At 58.6% G+C, this 16,535-nt stretch carries 12 protein-coding genes and 1 pseudogene; 2 read left to right on the forward strand and 11 right to left on the reverse strand.

From position 1 onward, the window contains the following. The 9 genes from HKD24_RS10430 to HKD24_RS10470 form a co-directional block, all read right to left on the reverse strand. Positions 1–225, reverse strand: a 225-nt coding sequence (locus HKD24_RS10430; RefSeq protein WP_194260245.1) for a transposase, incomplete at its 3' end; no start/stop codon positions are given. 38 nt (positions 226–263) lie between these two features. After that, positions 264–1,355: a hypothetical protein gene (locus tag HKD24_RS10435; RefSeq protein WP_194255980.1), complete on the reverse strand. Its 1,092-nt coding sequence runs from the start codon at positions 1,353–1,355 to the stop codon at positions 264–266. A gap of 732 nt (positions 1,356–2,087) precedes the next feature. Next, entirely contained in the window at positions 2,088–3,341 is a 1,254-nt protein-coding gene (locus HKD24_RS10440) for an arsenic transporter (protein ID WP_061498498.1), read from the reverse strand. Next, a complete protein-coding gene (locus tag HKD24_RS10445) occupies positions 3,338–4,600 on the reverse strand; it encodes an MFS transporter (RefSeq protein ID WP_194260246.1) in 1,263 nt (420 codons plus the stop codon). Before HKD24_RS10445 ends, HKD24_RS10440 begins: the two co-directional genes overlap by 4 nt. A 351-nt stretch (positions 4,601–4,951) precedes the next feature. After that, a complete protein-coding gene (locus tag HKD24_RS10450; RefSeq protein ID WP_043550790.1) occupies positions 4,952–6,319 on the reverse strand; it encodes a sensor histidine kinase in 1,368 nt (455 codons plus the stop codon). Further along, a complete protein-coding gene (locus tag HKD24_RS10455) occupies positions 6,319–6,984 on the reverse strand; it encodes a response regulator transcription factor (RefSeq protein ID WP_043550791.1) in 666 nt (221 codons plus the stop codon). The genes HKD24_RS10450 and HKD24_RS10455 overlap by 1 nt, the downstream gene beginning before the upstream one ends. Then, positions 6,981–10,058, reverse strand: a complete 3,078-nt coding sequence (locus tag HKD24_RS10460; protein WP_194256153.1) for an efflux RND transporter permease subunit — start codon at positions 10,056–10,058, stop codon at positions 6,981–6,983. Before HKD24_RS10460 ends, HKD24_RS10455 begins: the two co-directional genes overlap by 4 nt. Before the next feature lie 7 nt (positions 10,059–10,065). After that, positions 10,066–11,262, reverse strand: a complete 1,197-nt coding sequence (locus tag HKD24_RS10465; RefSeq protein WP_322782940.1) for an efflux RND transporter periplasmic adaptor subunit — start codon at positions 11,260–11,262, stop codon at positions 10,066–10,068. Further along, positions 11,259–12,572: a TolC family protein gene (locus HKD24_RS10470; RefSeq protein WP_194256152.1), complete on the reverse strand. Its 1,314-nt coding sequence runs from the start codon at positions 12,570–12,572 to the stop codon at positions 11,259–11,261. Before HKD24_RS10470 ends, HKD24_RS10465 begins: the two co-directional genes overlap by 4 nt. A 176-nt stretch (positions 12,573–12,748) precedes the next feature. Between HKD24_RS10470 and HKD24_RS10475 the strand changes: the two are divergent. Further along, positions 12,749–13,568, forward strand: a pseudogene (locus tag HKD24_RS10475) (IS5 family transposase). An 83-nt stretch (positions 13,569–13,651) separates the two neighbouring features. Beyond that, positions 13,652–14,476, forward strand: coding sequence for an IS5 family transposase (locus HKD24_RS10480; RefSeq protein WP_081894216.1), 825 nt, complete (start codon positions 13,652–13,654; stop codon positions 14,474–14,476). A gap of 16 nt (positions 14,477–14,492) precedes the next feature. Here the strand turns inward: HKD24_RS10480 and arsH are convergent, their stop codons facing one another. Then, complete coding sequence (gene arsH / locus HKD24_RS10485; RefSeq protein WP_194256151.1) at positions 14,493–15,191, reverse strand: arsenical resistance protein ArsH; 699 nt, start codon at positions 15,189–15,191, stop codon at positions 14,493–14,495. A 25-nt stretch (positions 15,192–15,216) separates the two neighbouring features. After that, complete coding sequence (locus HKD24_RS10490) at positions 15,217–16,512, reverse strand: arsenic transporter (protein WP_322783308.1); 1,296 nt, start codon at positions 16,510–16,512, stop codon at positions 15,217–15,219. Between the last annotated feature and the right edge of the window lie 23 nt (positions 16,513–16,535).

The following is a 16,535-nucleotide window of genomic DNA, read 5'->3' on the forward strand; positions in this document are numbered from 1 at the left end:
CTTCGCCCAGCGGATGAAAAGCTGTGCCGCCCGCCACCATGGCCCCAGTTCCGCAGGGATGCTGCGCCATTTCGCGCCATTCTCATGACGCCAGAAAATCGCTGCTATCGTCCGCCGCAGATCATGTGGCGGCGTCTTGCCCCTCGGGCGAACCTCCTCAATCAGAGGTTCCCAGATCGCCCATGTCTCGTCCGTAAAGGTGCCTGTTCTGTCTCCTTCTTCCATCCCTACAATATGGGAAGAAATTCAAGATCTAACAGGCCCTAGCTGGCCTTCTGTCCCTTGAGGCGGGCGATTAGCCGGGAGCTTCTCAACATGGCTTCATCAGCCTGATTCATGGCTGCAGCCAGATCCTCATAGTCGAACTGAACCGGGGCCAGCCGCGTCGATGGCGGAAGCTGCGTAATCTCTTCCTCCGGGATAGCTTGCGTCGTGAAAAGATGATCCTTACGGGGCCGGCCGCGCTTTCGGCCGGGGATGGGTCGTGTTGGAGGTTTCACGACGTCTCGGAGCGCTCCCATGCCAGCCAGACCAAACAGGCGATGAGCCGTTCGGTGCGTGACTTCCACAACAATGCCTCGGTCCTGGAACGCGCTGAGAAGCTGCAGCGCGCTTTTCATCGACATGCCCAGACGATCCGCCAGCATAGAGGCAGACACGAGCGGCTGGATGGCCAGCACATTGACCGCTTGGGGCGCACGGGAATGACGACGCTGTGCGCCGCACTTCTCAAGTGCCTGTGTCCTGGCTCGCTCCAGCTGGCGCAGAAGATCGTGCGCGTCCCGGGCTTCGGCCAGAAGAGCATTGAGCCACCAGCACAGCCAGGGCTCGATCTCCCAAGGGGTTCCCGGGGCGAGTGCTTCTATGCCGGTCAGGATCAAGGGCGTCCGGAGAATATCATGGGAGTGCCAGTACCGGCTTAACGCCGCGCAGAAGGGAGCACGGGGCTGCCCGGCCTGTAACCAGCGATGAAAAGCGATCCCCGCATCAAGGATAGGGCCCCACCCTGATGACTGATCATTCAGGAACGCTTCGGCTTCTGTAATGGCACTCGTCTGCATAGCATCCGGGCGAGCGTAGCAACGCCAGAGCGTAAAGGCATGGGATGCCGCATCCACGGCCGTACCGCGTTCATAGCCGTCCTGGCCAACCACTTTCGGCACGAGGCCATGCAGTTCGGCAACCAGATACCAGGGATCGATCAGCCAGCCGTCGACAGCGCTATGGCGCTGAATCGCATCCAGGCGTTGCCGAAACAGGACGGCAGGTACAGCCGAGCCATGTCTCAGCGCCTGATCCAGACGTCCCAGTTCGAGACTGAAACGGGTGAGCCTCTCGGCGAACGGAGGAACCATTGATCCTATGAGACGTCGCTTTTCGGATAGTCTCCAAGATGGACCTGCTTTTTGAGCGCTTCAAGGGAAATCGTCATTTGAGTCCTCGACCGGAAGGATGAGTCACAGGGCCTGATTTGCGCCACGCTCCGAACAGGATGTCATGATTGTTTGTCTGAGAGACTTTTCCGTTATTTCACAGGCCGGAAGGCGCGCTGCGTCTCTCGCCTATGAGCCTTCAATACCACCAAGCGGCCCGTAGCAACAGCATTAAATTACCCTAATATCCTCAAAAGGTAAGTCTCAGTCTTTTTTCCAAAAATCGCCCCCTCTTCACCCCCTATGTCCGTTAATTTACTTTATCGGACATAGGGGGTGGGACACAAAAAAGACCCGAAAAGGCCTTTTCGAGGCGTGTTCCAGGGGCGCTCATCCAAGGACAACGTCTGCTTCCAGAAAGACAGCCTAATCGTCTCTGGCCCTCTTCGCGATTGCCGTTTCAACTTACGCAGGTCTGTAACCATTCTGAGGCTCGCGGCTGACTTGGGGGGGAAAGCGGAGTGTCCGCTATCGGCAAATAGTGGAGAAAAACTGACAGTAATTCGTTCGAACTCAGCGAAACCTCTACAGCCACGTTTTCCCTAGGGCAGAATTCATTTAACAGACAGCAAGCACATCTATTCATAGAGTTCGTCGGACAATAAATCTGATCCACGGACAACTCTGAGACTGGCAACCGGCTGCGAGTATCGTTTACCCGATCAACAGTCGCGCACCGAGTGCCGTGAAGAGCGCAACGGGCATGGCCACGGCACCAAGCCTGAGAAATTGCAAAAACCCGACCTCTTCGCCTTCTCGACGGATCACCTGCAACCAGAGGATTGTGGCCAGAGATCCCGTCACGGACAGGTTTGGGCCAAGATCCACACCGATCAACAGGTGATCGATCACCAGTCGCGGGACATGCGCCTGCGCCACTGTCTCACTGGCAATCAAGCCGGCAGGCAGGTTGTTCATAATATTGGAGATAAAGGCCAAAAGAGCGCCAGCTCCCCAGGCAGCAGTGACAGGATCGCTTTTGGCGGCGTGCTGAAGCAGGCGGGCAAGCACCCCGACCACTCCAGTACTTTCAACGGCGGCCACCAGAACGAACAGGCCGCCGACCAGCGGGAGAACGCCCCATGAAATATCCCGCATGAGCGCAATCGGTGATCGTCGCACCAGCACCGACACGCCCAAACCTGTTCCAATGCCAGCAAGTGCTGTTGGCAGGCCGAGAGACAGATCAAATGCGGACACTGTGACAAGCAGAAGCGCGGTCAGGACGATGCCGACAAAAGCCGCCTTGCCGCCCAGTGTTAATGGGGTGGCTGCAACCTGTGAGGCGCAGTCCTGACGCAGGTGTGACCGTTCCATGAGGCGCAAAACCAGATAGGTCGTCATGATTGCCAGGAGCGATGGTAGCGCGAATGACCTCATCCATGATCCCAGCGCGGGGAGTGCGCCGTCATACAGAACCAGGTTCGCCGGGTTGGAGACGGGCAGGACAAAGCTTGCCGCATTGGCGACGAGTGCACAGGCAAACAACGGCGGAAGGGGATCAGCTTTTGCCTTTTTTGCTGCCGCGAACACGGCGGGAGTCAGCACAACAGCCGTCGCATCGTTGGACATGAACGTCGTCACCACGACACCGGCCAGATAGACCAGTGTGAACAGCTTTGCCGTTGAACCTGCGGCATGATTGACGGCCCAGGTGGCTATCCAGTCGAACAGCCCGTTTGCACGCGCCGTTTCACTGAGCAGCATCATGCCGATCAGAAACAGATAAACATCGCCACCTTTCAGAAGGCCGGCCTCCGCCATTGTCAGAGGGATCAACCCCACCAGCACAAGAGCTGCGGCCCCTATGACGGCCCATATCCACTCCGGGGTCCGGAACGGTCGGAGAATAACACCGGCCGTCGCCAGAACAGCGATCGTCCAGATCGCCTCCTGGTGAAAGGTCATGCCGACACCTGATCGGCAGATCGCAGGGTCGATGCCGAACCTATCCAGAGCCCGAGCGATACGATTGCAAAGCAGCCCAGAGTATAGAACGCCACGGGATATCCCAGATCTTCGGCAAGCCACCCTCCCAGCGCCGGAGAAAGGCTTGCTCCAATGCCCTGCGCCGTCATGACGACGCCCTGTCCGATATTGATCCGTCCGGTTCCGTTCAGCAGTCTGGCCACCAGACCCGGCACGGCGACACTCTGAAGCCCCGCACCGATCCCATCGAGGATCTGCACCGGCCACACCCCCCAATGCTGGATGAAGCTTCCCGCGATCAAACCACGCAGCGGTAGGGCGGCAAACGATATCAGTAGGACGATCCAGTAACCACGGTCCCTGACGAAACGTATGGCCAGCAGGCTCACGATGATCATCACAGCCTGTGCGACCATCACGGTCATCGCCGTGAACATGGCTGGATTGCCTTTGCCTGCACTGACGACCGCCATGCCATACAGCGGGAGCATCGCGGCGTTTCCGAGATGGAAGAAACACAGACAACTCGCGAGAATGAGAAGAGGCTTGTGTCGCAGAAAGGATCGTAACCCCTCGGCCGTTCCCTCATCGTCAGCGGGTTTATCGTCCAGTCCGCGTGCAGCCTTATGATCTATGGATTTTTCCGGGATCAGGAGCACCGCAGAAATGGCGAACAGACCGAAGGCCACTTCAAGAAAGAAAATCGCTGAGAGGCCAAACTGCCATCCCAGCCAGCCGGACAGTCCGGCCCCGGCCATATTGCCAGCGTGGTTCCAGGCCTGGTTACGGCCGATCTGTATGTTGAAGCCTTTCTGGCGCACGATCCCGAGCGTTATGGCCGCCATCAGAGGGCCGATTCCGGCTCCGGCCAAAGCGGTTGCAAGCTGACTGACTGTCACAACGGCCACGGATTGCGAACTCAGGAGAAGAAGAGAAGCGGAAATCGTGCAGAACGCGGCCACAATGACAAGCAACCGCTTTTTCGTGGTGTGATCAATCAGCGCGCCCGCGGGAATGGTGGCGAGCATTCCGCCAACTCCACCCACGGTCATGACGGTTCCGATCGGCCCCGTCTGCCAGCCGTGACGCTGAAGAAAAACGCCCAGAAAGGGCCCTATCCCGGCCTGGACGTCCGCCATGAAAAAATTGAGAGCGCATAAGGCGAACAGAGCCCGATTGAGCCCTGGAATAGCAGGAGTTTCGTCAGCAACGACTGTGGCAGTACGAGGCGGGGTCATCACGTTCTCTTCGTTCAGCAGCAAGCTTTAACTGAGTTCGAGAGAATAAGTTACAAAACTATTTTCCTAGTGCTTTCTGCCGAATTTATTGAAGTAATTATCAATGCCACTCTTCAGACAAAGTCGTTCAAGCAGGAAAATGTCCGCTCTCGGAAAATGCTTTTCTACGCTTTTACGTCGTGAGTGAGGGCGTAAGCGGACGTGCTGCTTACGCCTCTTCTCGGACGTCGCAGGGCCGTCCGAAGCTTTCTCAAAGCGGACGTCGCAGCACGGCATACAAGGGCTTGTCTCTGCCAGTGCCGGAGCGGTTCATCGTACCCTGCGCCTGAAATCAGGTAGCCAGGACATCAATCAATAGTTCTTCGATCCCTCCCAACTGGCTTCGACTTCGGTATCGCCGGACGGGAAACGAACAGTAACGACAATACCCCTTGTTTTTCCTGGAGCAGGGGAGGTTATCGTGATGTCAGCCTGAAGCTGAAGAGAGACCTGTCGCACTATCGCAAGCCCGAGACCACTGCCTTCAGCGTTAGTTTTACCTCTCACGAAGGGCTTTTCCATATTCTGCAAACTCTCAAGTGTGAGGGGATCGCAGTCATTAAAGATCAGAATTTCGGAATTCTCCGTTACAATCACGTGCGCCGGCCGCAGAGAAGAACCATGAAGAACAGCATTTTCCAGAAGATTACGAAACAGGATCCCTGCGGCATCCATGTCGCCCCGAATCATGAGATGAGGGACTCCTGAAAGGTCAATGGTCTGGTTTTTTTCTCGCTCAAGCTCCCGTGCCAGAAACTGGATGACAGGCACCAGATCAAATATATCCCCCGTAAGAGCGATTCCCGACGTTACTCGTGAAAGCTGAAGGAGTTTTTCCATCATCCGGCCAATCCTGCGGGCCTGGTGCATGATGGTCGTCGCGCGCTCTTCATATTCTGAACGCTGAAGCAGATTTCTGAGGACCTGCACCTGCGCCAGAAGCGCGCCTATGGGGTTGCGCAGCTCATGTGCGGCATTCGCGGCAAAGGCGCGTTCGGTCGAGAGCGCCATTTTCAGACGTTCAAGAAGAAGATTGACGGCGGAATGAATTGTCACAAGCTCTTCGGGCAGATCCAGCGGCGGGATTGGAACCAGATTGGTACCGCCTCTACTCCTGATTTCGTGCTGAAGGCTTGTGAGGGGACGCATGGCGCGGCGGACGCGCCAGCGGACCAAGACCCAGATTGCCGGAAAAAATATCACCATTGGCAGGACTGAAATCAGGATAGCCCGCCTGACTGCTTCATTTCGGTGAAAGGCCGGCTCCCCCACCAGAATGTAATGGCGACCGGATGCGGAAGGGACACTATACACCCGGAACGACGGCACATTGTAAAATCCCATTTTCAGTCGGGGAACAAACAGCGTCTCTGGTGCATTCTGCGATCTCACCTCAAGGCGGCCGTCCGGCGAGGCAATCTGATAGGCCAGTGTACGCCGATTCACACCGGGCAGGCGTGCGACCTGACCACCTGGCGTGGTGCTCTTCTGATCCGTTCTGTCCAGTTCACTGATGACGAACTCCAGGCGTTCGGCCACTTCCTGCAGCGAGTTGTCGAGACGCTCCGTGACTTCATAGCGGGTAAAGGCCGCGACGAGGATACTGAGCAACACCAGCGCGCCTAGCACGATAATCAGTGTCCCGGACACTATGCGGGACGCCAGGCTCCAGCGCTTCATCAGGATGAACTTTCTGCAAGGCTGTAGCCTCTGCCCCGGACCGTCACGATCAGGCCGGGTCCGGTTTTCTTTCGTATCCTGCTGATAAAGACTTCAATGGCATTGCTCTCCACATCGTCGCTGAGGCCATAAAGAGCATCTTCGATCTGCTCGCGGCTGCACAGTGCCCCCGGTCGACGGGCAAGAAGTTCGACAATGGCCCATTCGCGCGCGGAAAGATCGATCGTGCGTCCTTCACGTCTGAGCTGTCGCCGAGAAAGATCGATCTCCACGTCATCAATGATCACAATATTATCCGGCAATGCGATGTATCGTCTGGCGACTGCTTCAATACGGGCGACGAGTTCGTCGAGATCGTAAGGCTTGACGATATAATCGTCTGCTCCCTCCGACAGACCTGCAATCCTGTCGCTTATCTGGTCCTGAGCGGTTGTGATCAGGACAGCCAGAGAAGAACGATTTCGCCGGATCTCACGCAGAAGGTACCGGCCATTGCCGTCTGGAAGCCCGAGATCGAGCAGAAGAAAATCGTAAGCGGACGCTCTCAGGGCTGCCCGCCCGTCAGTCAGGGTTCTGAACCAGTCGGCAACATGACCAGCCTGACGGACACGGTCCCTGACGGCAGAACCAAGAGCCGGTTCGTCTTCGATGATCAGGATTTTCATGATTCACGATTTTTCATGATGCGAGCATACAGTGAGGGCAACACAAGCAGCGTCAGAAGTGTCGAGGAGATCAGCCCCCCAATCACAACAGTGGCCAGCGGGCGCTCGACCTCGGCACCGGCGCTTGTCGAGACGGCCATGGGGATGAAGCCCAGACTGGCCACCAGAGCGGTTGCCATGACAGGACGGAAACGCTCTTCTGCCGCCTCAAAGGCCGCCTGGGCAGCGCTGCGCCCTGCCAGACGCAGGGACTGGATCGCGGTAACAAGCACTACGCCGTTCAGAACGGCCACGCCGAACAGGGCGATAAAGCCAATCCCGGCGGAGACACTGAACGGCAGGCCCCGAAGACACAGGGCAAGAATACCACCTGTTGCGGCGATTGGCAGATTGATGAAAACAAGCCCCGCCAGCCAGACGGAGTTCAGAGCAAGAATTAGCAGGGCAAAAATCAGAATCAGAGCGACCGGCACGACAAGTTCCAGACGCGCCATGGCTGAACGCAGATTCTGGAACTGACCCGCCCAGACCATGCGATAGCCTGCGGGAAGGTTGACTTTTTTACTGACCGCTCTTTGTGCTTCCGTCACGAAAGAGCTGAGATCGCGCCCGCGCACGTTCGCCTGAACAATCAGACGGCGGCGGATCGCGTCCCGACTGATGCGGGGCGGACCGTCCTGAACCGTAACCTTCGCAACTTCCGAAAGAAGGACGGCGCCCCGGCCGTCGGCGCGGCGGATTCTCAGGCGGGCGATCTGATCCCGTGTTCCGGCCTGGGCGGGATCATAGCGGATCTGCGTGCTGATTAGCGCGTTATTGACCGTAACGGGCCGCCCGATATGACCGCCGACAGCTTCCACCACATTTAGAAGTTCCTGCTGCGAAACCCCGAGACGGGCGGCCTGTCTGCGGTCGATGTCGATATGGATGAAAGAGATGCTCCCTGCCCCCTGCGGCGCCACATCCGCTGCGCCGGGAATGGCTTTCATGATACCGGCCACCCTGTCCCCAAGGCGTGTCAGGGTGGCAAGATCATCGCCATAGATCGAAACGGCGATCTGCGTGCGCACGCCGGACAGCAGATCATCCATCCGCATCTGGACGGGCTGGCTCCATGACTGTTGAGCGCCCGGCAGTTCATCGCTCATGACCCGGCTCATCGCCGTGACGAGACCTTCCTGCGTGCGTGCGGTGGTCCATTGCGACGGTGGCTTGAGGAAAATGAAGCTGTCGGTCTCGTTGACGCCCATCGGATCGGTCGGAATCGCAGACGTGCCTGTGTTGCTTACGACGCTGGTGACTTCCGGAAACCGGCGCAGGATGCGTTCCTGCAGGGAGACCTCCTTCACGGCCTCCGAGAGTGAGATCCCCGGCAGGCGCGTCGTCGTCATCGTCAGCGCGCCTTCACCGAGAGACGGGATGAACTCGCCGCCCAGATGCAGGCCGATCCAAACGGACACGCTGAAAATCGCGATCGTCGTGCCGAAGAGAATACGCGGTCGGGTTTCACACCAAGCCAGCATCGGGCCATAGACGCGACGAAGGGCAGCAACCAGGCGCGTATCATTATGACGACCGTTCGATTTCATCACCAGTGCCGCGATGACGGGCATGCCGACGACGCAGTAAAAGAGCGAGGCGAGGAGCGCCATGATCACGGTTTGCGCCATGGGCCGGAACATCTTGCCCTCGATACCCTGCAAGGTCAGGATCGGCAGATAGACCATGATGATGACGAGAATGCCAAAGCTGACAGGCCGGAGGACTTCTGCGGCTGATGATACCGCCAGCGTGAAGAGTGGCGTGCTCTGTCCGGTGGCGCGATCGCGCGCGCGATGGGTCATGAGATTTTCCACCACGACCAGCGAACTGTCGACGATCATACCGAAATCAATTGCGCCCAGACTCAGCAGATTGGCGGAAATCCCGAAGGCGCGCATTCCCGTCATGGCGCAGACGAGGGCGAACGGAATGACGGAGGCGATGACCAGTGAGGCCCGCCAGTCGCCGATCACCACGATCAGGACGCCGATCACCAGGGTCGCGCCGATGATGAGGTTTTCCTTCACCGTCGCGATTGTGCTGTCTGTCAGTGTCGAGCGTACATAATAGGGGTCGAGCGTCACGCCTTTGGGAAGGGACTGCCGGATGCCGGGCAACGCCGCATTGATGGCGGCCAGCGTGGCATCGGAACTCGCGCCCATCTGCATCATGACGACACCGATCACGATCTCGCCCTGACCGTCACGGGTCACCGCGCCCAGACGTGTTCTCGGCCCCATGGAAATGCGTCCGACATCCCGCAGGAAAATGGCGGAGCCGTTGGCATTGGTCCTGACAGGAATGGAGCCGAAATCATCAAGCGAGCCGATCAGGCCGCGTCCGACCACGATCTGCTGCTCCTCGTCATGCTCGATCCACCCGCCACCGGATGCGGAGTTGTTGCCGTCCACGGCCTGGAAGACATTGTCGACCGAAACCCCCAGCGCCAGAAGGCGGGCCTGATCGAGGGCAACCTGGAATGTCTCCTCCGCGCCCCCGTTCACGTTGACGTCCACCACCCCGGGTACGAGCTTCATCTGTGGTGCGACCGTCCATGTCATCAGGCGGTTCAGATCCATCAGGGAATAGCCGTTTCCCTTGATCTGTAACTGCATGATCTCGCCCAGCCCCGTTGTCAGCGGCCCGATATTCACGCTCACGCCTGGTACGGAGATCAGGGTTCTGGCCTGCTGAATCCGCTCCTCGACACGGGTGCGATCGAGATTGATGTCCGTGTCGTCCGCGAACTGGACATACACGACGGAAACCCCGGAACGTGACACGGACCGAAGATCGGTCATGTCCGGGATGCCCGCCATACTGGTCTCAATCGGGAACGTGATCAGTCGTTCGACTTCTTCCGTGGCAAGACCCGGAGCGACAACGGAAACGAGCACCTGTCTGGGCGAGATGTCCGGCACGGCCTCAACGGGGAGGCTCCGCACCATGCGGCAGGCGGCAATGAAAATCAGGCCAAGCACACTGAGAACCAGCCAGCGTCGGGCCTGAAGAGCAGAAAGAAAGGCACGCATGGCGGTGTCAGTCTCCGTCGGACAGATCAGAGGTCTGTATGATGGCTTTCAGGGCAAATGCGCCATGCGTCACAATCCTGTCGCCCACCGTGAGGCCGGAGACGATGACCTTTTGTCCGGCGCTTTCGGCACCGACCTGAACCTCTTGCGGGCGAAAACGGTCGGGGCCGACGGGCAGGAAGACGGTGCTGATGCCGTTGATCTCCGTAACGGCACTTTCGGGCACGATAATGCCTTCAGTTCGGGCGCGTGTCGGCAGGTGCGTATTGAGAAACATGCCCGGGTGAAGATGGCCTCCGGGGTTCGCTGCGCGGCTGATGACACGAACAAGGCCGGTCACGGGGTCCGCCAGATCGCCGACTGACGTTATCTTCGACGTCAGCAAGGTCATTGCGCCATCTGCTGGCAGTTCCGTTGTCTGCTCACCACCTTCGACGATCTGAGCGGCATCCTGCGGGAGGATGTCCGATACGATCCAGACCGACGACATGTCGGCCAGAGCCACCAGTTCCGTCGCGGGCGAGATATCATCCGCAACACCGACAAGCACGCTCTGCACCTCACTCGTGGTCGGCGAGATGATGGAGGATGTCTCATCTGTGGGGGTGATCTGTCCCTTGTCCGATTCCGTTACGGAATTGTATTCTTCATCAAGCTGGTGTTGCAGAGTATCCACATCAGCCTGCCGGGCCGTAATATCGTCTCTTGCTGCTTTGAAGAGCGCTAGACGGTGCCTGGTTTCTCCGGCGGCAACCGTTATCCCTTCCAGATCACGGCTCCGGCTATAGGCTGCGGCAGCATTCTGATAGGCTGCCTGTGCCGTCGACAACGCAGACTGCGCCTTTGTCATCTCAAGGCGGACCAAATGCAGGGAGTGATCCTGATACGTAAGAAGAACCTCGCCCTTGCGGACATGCTGTCCAGGTACAACAGCCACATTCAGAATTTTTCCTGATCCAGCAGGATGAATGCGAACGATACGGCTCGCGTCAGACATGACGGTGCCCATTGCGTCGAGATTTTCCCCGAGCGTGCCATGTTGCACCACTGAGATCACCAGCTTGGCATTCGCCCGTGCAGCCGCTCCCATCGTGATGGTCTGTTCGTCGTCTGTCGCGAATGCGGGCTGTGTGAGCGCCCCGGAGAGGCAGAACAGCGCCAGAAGCCACCTCTGGTGTCCGATGACGACTATTCTGAAGCTCACTGGAATTCTCCTGCTGCGATTAATGTCCGGATGATTGCGGCATGCCAAGCGATCTCCGCCTGATTACGCGTCTGCAGTGCGCTGTACGCAGCAGCTCTGGCACGCAGAAGTTCGATCAGCGATGTCTCACCAGCCTGCCACGACCGAACCATCTCATTGGCGCGCTTGTTCATATCGTCAGCGGACAACACTGAATTTCTGAATGTGTCCTTTGCCGCTGTCAGGTGGACAAAAACCTGCGCCAGTTCCTGGCGTACGCTTCGACGGGCCTGCTGTTCTTGGTTGGAGGCCGCGGCTAGCTTGTTTCTCGCTTCGGCCTCCAGCGGGACATTGCGGACGTCACTCGGCAGAGGGACCGACACTGTAATGCCCACCCGATCATCCCATGGGCTGCCATACTGTTTCTCATGAATCGCAGCGACACCAACTTCCGGGTCGGGCATGAATGAAGCCCGTGCCAGACGCATACCTTCTTCCGCCGCACGGACAGCCTGCTGTGCGGCTCTTACACGCGGATCGTTGTCCTCAAGAATCCTGACGGAAGTCAACCTTGCACGCGCGGCAGCCGGATCATCGTAGGAGAGGATGTTCGGTACCCCGGAGCGGCCCAGCACGATGCGAAGCGCTGACGTCGTCGTTTCAACCTGCTCGACGGCCAGTGAATGCTCGCTGGCTGCGTTCGCCAGATCGGCGGCGACGGCATGCTCATCTGCCAGAGTATTCTCACCAGACCGGACGCCATGCTGGACAGACAGTTTTATTTTTTCCAGCGTTTCCCGCAGTGTCTGAGCAATGCTGAGACGTTTCCGGGCCATCAGCACGCCGGCGGAGGTATCCAGAACCCTCATGGCGACAGCCATCCGCTCCACATGCAGCCGTTCCTGTACGGTCAAGGCTTCTGCTTTCGCCGCTTTAACAGTAGCGGTGCCCTGTCCGGGCAACCAGAGGGGAACAGAAACACTCCCCTCGTAGGTTGTGTATCCCTCATTGCTGCCGATGGCGTGATCGTCAAAATACTGACCCGACACCGTCGGGCCTCCTGCAAACCAGGAGTCGGCAGCCTCGGCCCGTGCCGATGCCGAACGATAGTTCGTATTCAGTTCATCCCGCCCCGGATCGACGGACCATGCCGCTTCCACCCCCTGGGCAAAGGTGAGGCTCTGACCTCTGGCCTTTGAAATAAGAGCTGAAGAAAAGCAGAGGGTGAACAGGGTGAGAGCGATACAGAAAGTACGGATTTTCAGGAAATGAATCCCTGCCCATTCCGAGGCGCGGTTAACGACCTGATAATCGACATGACGAGTACACATGAAGTTCAGTCGGCTTTCTGTATCATCGCGTGAATGAGCTGCGGCAGGATCTTCAGTATATCAGGCGAACCTGACAGTTTCCTGAACGCTGCCCACGATCACGACATCGAACTGTTCGGCCATTTCCCGGCTAAGAGCCTGTTTGGAAAATCGATCTGATGTGATTCAAGCTCTGGATGTGGACGCCAGAGCAGAGGGGCCGGATGGCCAGGATCACCCGTAAGACGAAACGCTACCCGTCTGACATGACAGACGAGGAATGGGAGCGGATCGTGCCATTGATGCCAGGTCCTGAACGTCGTGGCCGCCCACGAGAGGTTGAATTCCGTGAGGTGATCAATGCGGTGCGCTATCTCGTTCGTTCAGGCTGCGGTTGGCGGATGCTGCCGATCCACTTTGGGCACTGGCGCACGGTCTATGGCTGGTTTCGTGAGCTGGCGCGACGGTTCCTGTTCCAGACCATCCATGACGTTGAACTGATGCTCGACCGGGAGCAGGCAGGCCGCGAGGCCAGTCCGACAGCAGCGGTGATCGACAGCCAGAGCATCAAGGCGCCTCATGCCAGGACAAGGGGTTACGATGCCGGCAAAAAAGTCGTCGGACGCAAGCGGCATATCGCCGTCGACACGGACGGGCGCCTTCTGATGGTCAACCTGACTCCGGCCGACATCTCCGACAGTGCCGGCGCTCAGATGATCCTGGATGCGATCCGCAGGCGTTGGCCGTGGGTGAAGCATCTGTTCGCCGATGGCGCCTATAACCGCTTGAAGTTGATGGACAAGGCGACTTATCTGGATTTCATCGTCGAGATTATCCGCCGCCATGACGGAGCAAAGGGCTTCGAGGTGTTGCCGCGACGCTGGGTGGTCGAGAGGACCTTTGGCTGGATGACCCGCTGGCGCCGGCTCGTGCGTGATTACGAGCGCCGCGTCGACGTGTCACAGGCCATGCGTCGCCATGGGCGCCAATCTCATGCGCAGAAATGCTCACCCGTGATTTTCCAAACAGGCTCTTAGAGCCCTTTTGGAAATTCGCTGTGATAGGTTTTCAAGAGGTTTTGAGCGTGATTCAACGGCAGGATGTGGACGCCAGCCCAACGAGGCTGCATGGCCAGCATTACGCGCAAGACGAAACGCTATCCGTCTGATCTGACAGATGAGGAATGGGAGCGCATAGCGCCTCTGATGCCCCCTGCGAACCGGCGTGGCCGGAAACGGACAACCGATTTCCGTGAGATCATCAACGCGTTGCGCTATCTCGTGCGCTCAGGCTGCGGCTGGGAGATGCTTCCGGTTCATTTTGGCCCATGGCAAACGGTTTACTGGTGGTTCCACAGGCTGATGCGCCGTTTCCTGTTCCAGACCATTCATGATGTCTGTTTGATGCTCGATCGTGAAGCGGCAGGACGCGAAGCCAGTCCATCGGGTGGTGTCATTGATAGCCAGAGTATCAAGGCACCCCACGCAAAGACACATGGTTATGACGCAGGCAAGAAGATCGTTGGTCGCAAGCGGCACATTGCCGTCGATACGGCTGGCCGACTGCTTCTGGTCAGACTGACACCTGCCGATATTTCGGATAGTGCGGGCGGACAGATGATCCTTGATGCCATTCGTAAACGCTGGCCGTGGGTGAAGCACCTGTTCGCAGATGGGGCCTATGACCGCTTGCAGTTGATGGACAAAGCCGCCTTTCTCGACTTCACAGTCGAGGTCATCCGGCGGTCAGATACAGCAAAAGGGTTTGAAATCCTGCCGCGTCGGTGGGTTGTGGAACGGACCTTCGGCTGGATGATCCGCTGGCGTCGCCTTGTGAAGGACTACGAACAGCGGATCGACGTCGCAGAGGCCATGATCCACATCGCCATGGGAAGCCTCATGTTACGCAGAAACGCTCATCCCTGAATTGCCAAAAGGGCTCTCACAGCTTTTCAGGCAGGCGGTGTTCTGATCTGCGCTCGCTGTAGCGATCGACAAGGTAGTCGGCCCGGTCCCGCAGCAGCCAGGTGAACTTCATCAGTTCCTCCATGACATCCACCATCCGGTCATAAAGGGGAGACGGTTTCATCCGATCATCGTCACCGAACTGGGTATAGGCCATCGGCACGCTGGACTGATTGGGGACGGTGAACATCCGCATCCATCGTCCCAGCACCCGCAGGGCGTTGACGGAATTGAAGCTCTGCGAGCCGCCCGAAACCTGCATGACCGCTAGCGTGCGACCTTGCGTCGGGCGGATCGATCCTTCGGTCAGAGGCAACCAGTCGATCTGGTTCTTGAATACTGCCGTCATGTTCCCGTGGCGTTCGGGGCTGCACCAGACCTGGCCTTCCGACCAGATCGAGAGTTCCCGCAGTTCCTGAACCTTGGGATGCGTAGGCGGCACGGAATCCGCAACCGGCAGGCCAGTCGGGTCGAACACCCGTGTCTCGGCCCCCAGTACCTTCAGGATGCGTTCGGCCTCCAGAACCAGCAGACGGCTGAACGAGCGCGGCCGCAGCGAGCCATACAGCAGCAGGATGCGTGGCGGGTGGTCAACCCGTGGTTGCGGTTCCAATCGTGCGAGATCGACCGGTTCGAGATACTCCGGGTGCAGGGCGGGCATTTCCGGCTTGGACATGGTTCCATCAGATCCTTCGGTCTTGTCAGGGATGGCTGATCAGGGGCAGCCACAAGGCCAGTGCGGCAAGTGTGACCAGCAGGACGGGTGGCGTGATCACCAGACCCACCGTCATGTATTGCCCCCAAGTGACCCGACGGTTTTTGGATGCCAGCACATGCAGCCACAGCAGGGTGGCGAGACTGCCGATCGGGGTAAATTTCGGCCCGAGGTCACAGCCAATGACGTTGGCGTAAACCATCAGGTCGCGGGTCAGAGGCGTGATGTCGTGCGCCTGCTGGATCGCGAGCGCGCCGATCAGAACACCGGGCATGTTGTTCATGATGGACGATAGAACAGCCGCCAGAAAGCCGGTGCCGATGGTGGCCGTGAACGTCCCCTGATGACCGAGCCAGACCAGTACCACTGCGAGATGATCGGTCAGCCCGGCATTGCGCAGCCCGTAGACCACCAGATACATCCCCAGCGAGAAGAACACGATCTGCCACGGCGCGCCCCGCAGCACGCGGCTGACGGGAATGACCTTTCCATATCCGGCAACTGCCAGCAGGGTACTGACAGCCAGGCAAGCCACGATACAGACCGGGATATGAAACGGCGCCGTCAGGAAATAGGCCGCCAGCACCAGGGCCAGCAGCGGAAAAGCCGCGCGGAACACATGTCGGTCACGAATAGCCGTGACAGGTGCAGGCAGTTCAGAGACGGGATAGGTCTGGGGCACCTGCCGCCGGTAATAGAGCCACAGCACGGCAAGTGTCGCGCCAAGGGCGGCCAGATCGACGGGGACCATGATCGCGGCGTAGCGGTCAAAGGGAATGTCGAAGAAATTGGCGCTGACGATGTTCACCAGATTGGAAGTCACCAGCGGCAGGCTGGTGGTATCCGCGACAAAGCCGGTCGCGATGATGAAGGCCAGCGCCGCGCCATGGTTCAGGCGGAGTTGTGTGAGGATGGCAATGACGATGGGCGTGAGCAGCAAGGCCGCACCATCATTGGCGAACACGGCCGCGATGGCCGCCCCCAGCAGCACGATCAGCGGAAACAGCGTCCGGCCTCGCCCTTTGCCCCAGCGCACGACATGCAGGGCCGCCCAGTGGAAGAACCCGGCCTCATCCAGAAGCAACGAGATGACGATCAGCGCGATGAAGGTAAAGGTCGCATCCCAGACGATGTGCCAGACGACCGGGATGTCGTGCCAGTGGATCACACCGGTCGCCAGAGCCACGGCGGCACCGGCCATCGCACTCCAGCCAATACCGAGGCTACGAGGCTGCCAGATGACGAAAACCAGTGTTGCAATGAAAATGGCGAGGGCCAGCATCAGACGATCCGCTTTCCGACCTC

Origin of the sequence: Gluconobacter vitians, from assembly GCF_015244565.1 — a bacterium.
Lineage (GTDB): Bacteria > Pseudomonadota > Alphaproteobacteria > Acetobacterales > Acetobacteraceae > Gluconobacter > Gluconobacter vitians.

Coding starts and splice junctions, on each gene's coding strand:
- HKD24_RS10435 (WP_194255980.1), bottom strand. CDS start 1,355: ATGGTTCCTCCGTTCGCCGAGAGGCTCACCCGTTTCAGTCTCGAACTG.
- HKD24_RS10440 (WP_061498498.1), bottom strand. CDS start 3,341: ATGACCTTTCACCAGGAGGCGATCTGGACGATCGCTGTTCTGGCGACG.
- HKD24_RS10445 (WP_194260246.1), bottom strand. CDS start 4,600: ATGACCCCGCCTCGTACTGCCACAGTCGTTGCTGACGAAACTCCTGCT.
- HKD24_RS10450 (WP_043550790.1), bottom strand. CDS start 6,319: ATGAAGCGCTGGAGCCTGGCGTCCCGCATAGTGTCCGGGACACTGATT.
- HKD24_RS10455 (WP_043550791.1), bottom strand. CDS start 6,984: ATGAAAATCCTGATCATCGAAGACGAACCGGCTCTTGGTTCTGCCGTC.
- HKD24_RS10460 (WP_194256153.1), bottom strand. CDS start 10,058: ATGCGTGCCTTTCTTTCTGCTCTTCAGGCCCGACGCTGGCTGGTTCTC.
- HKD24_RS10470 (WP_194256152.1), bottom strand. CDS start 12,572: ATGTGTACTCGTCATGTCGATTATCAGGTCGTTAACCGCGCCTCGGAA.
- HKD24_RS10480 (WP_081894216.1), top strand. CDS start 13,652: ATGTGGACGCCAGCCCAACGAGGCTGCATGGCCAGCATTACGCGCAAG.
- arsH (WP_194256151.1), bottom strand. CDS start 15,191: ATGTCCAAGCCGGAAATGCCCGCCCTGCACCCGGAGTATCTCGAACCG.
- HKD24_RS10490 (WP_322783308.1), bottom strand. CDS start 16,512: ATGCTGGCCCTCGCCATTTTCATTGCAACACTGGTTTTCGTCATCTGG.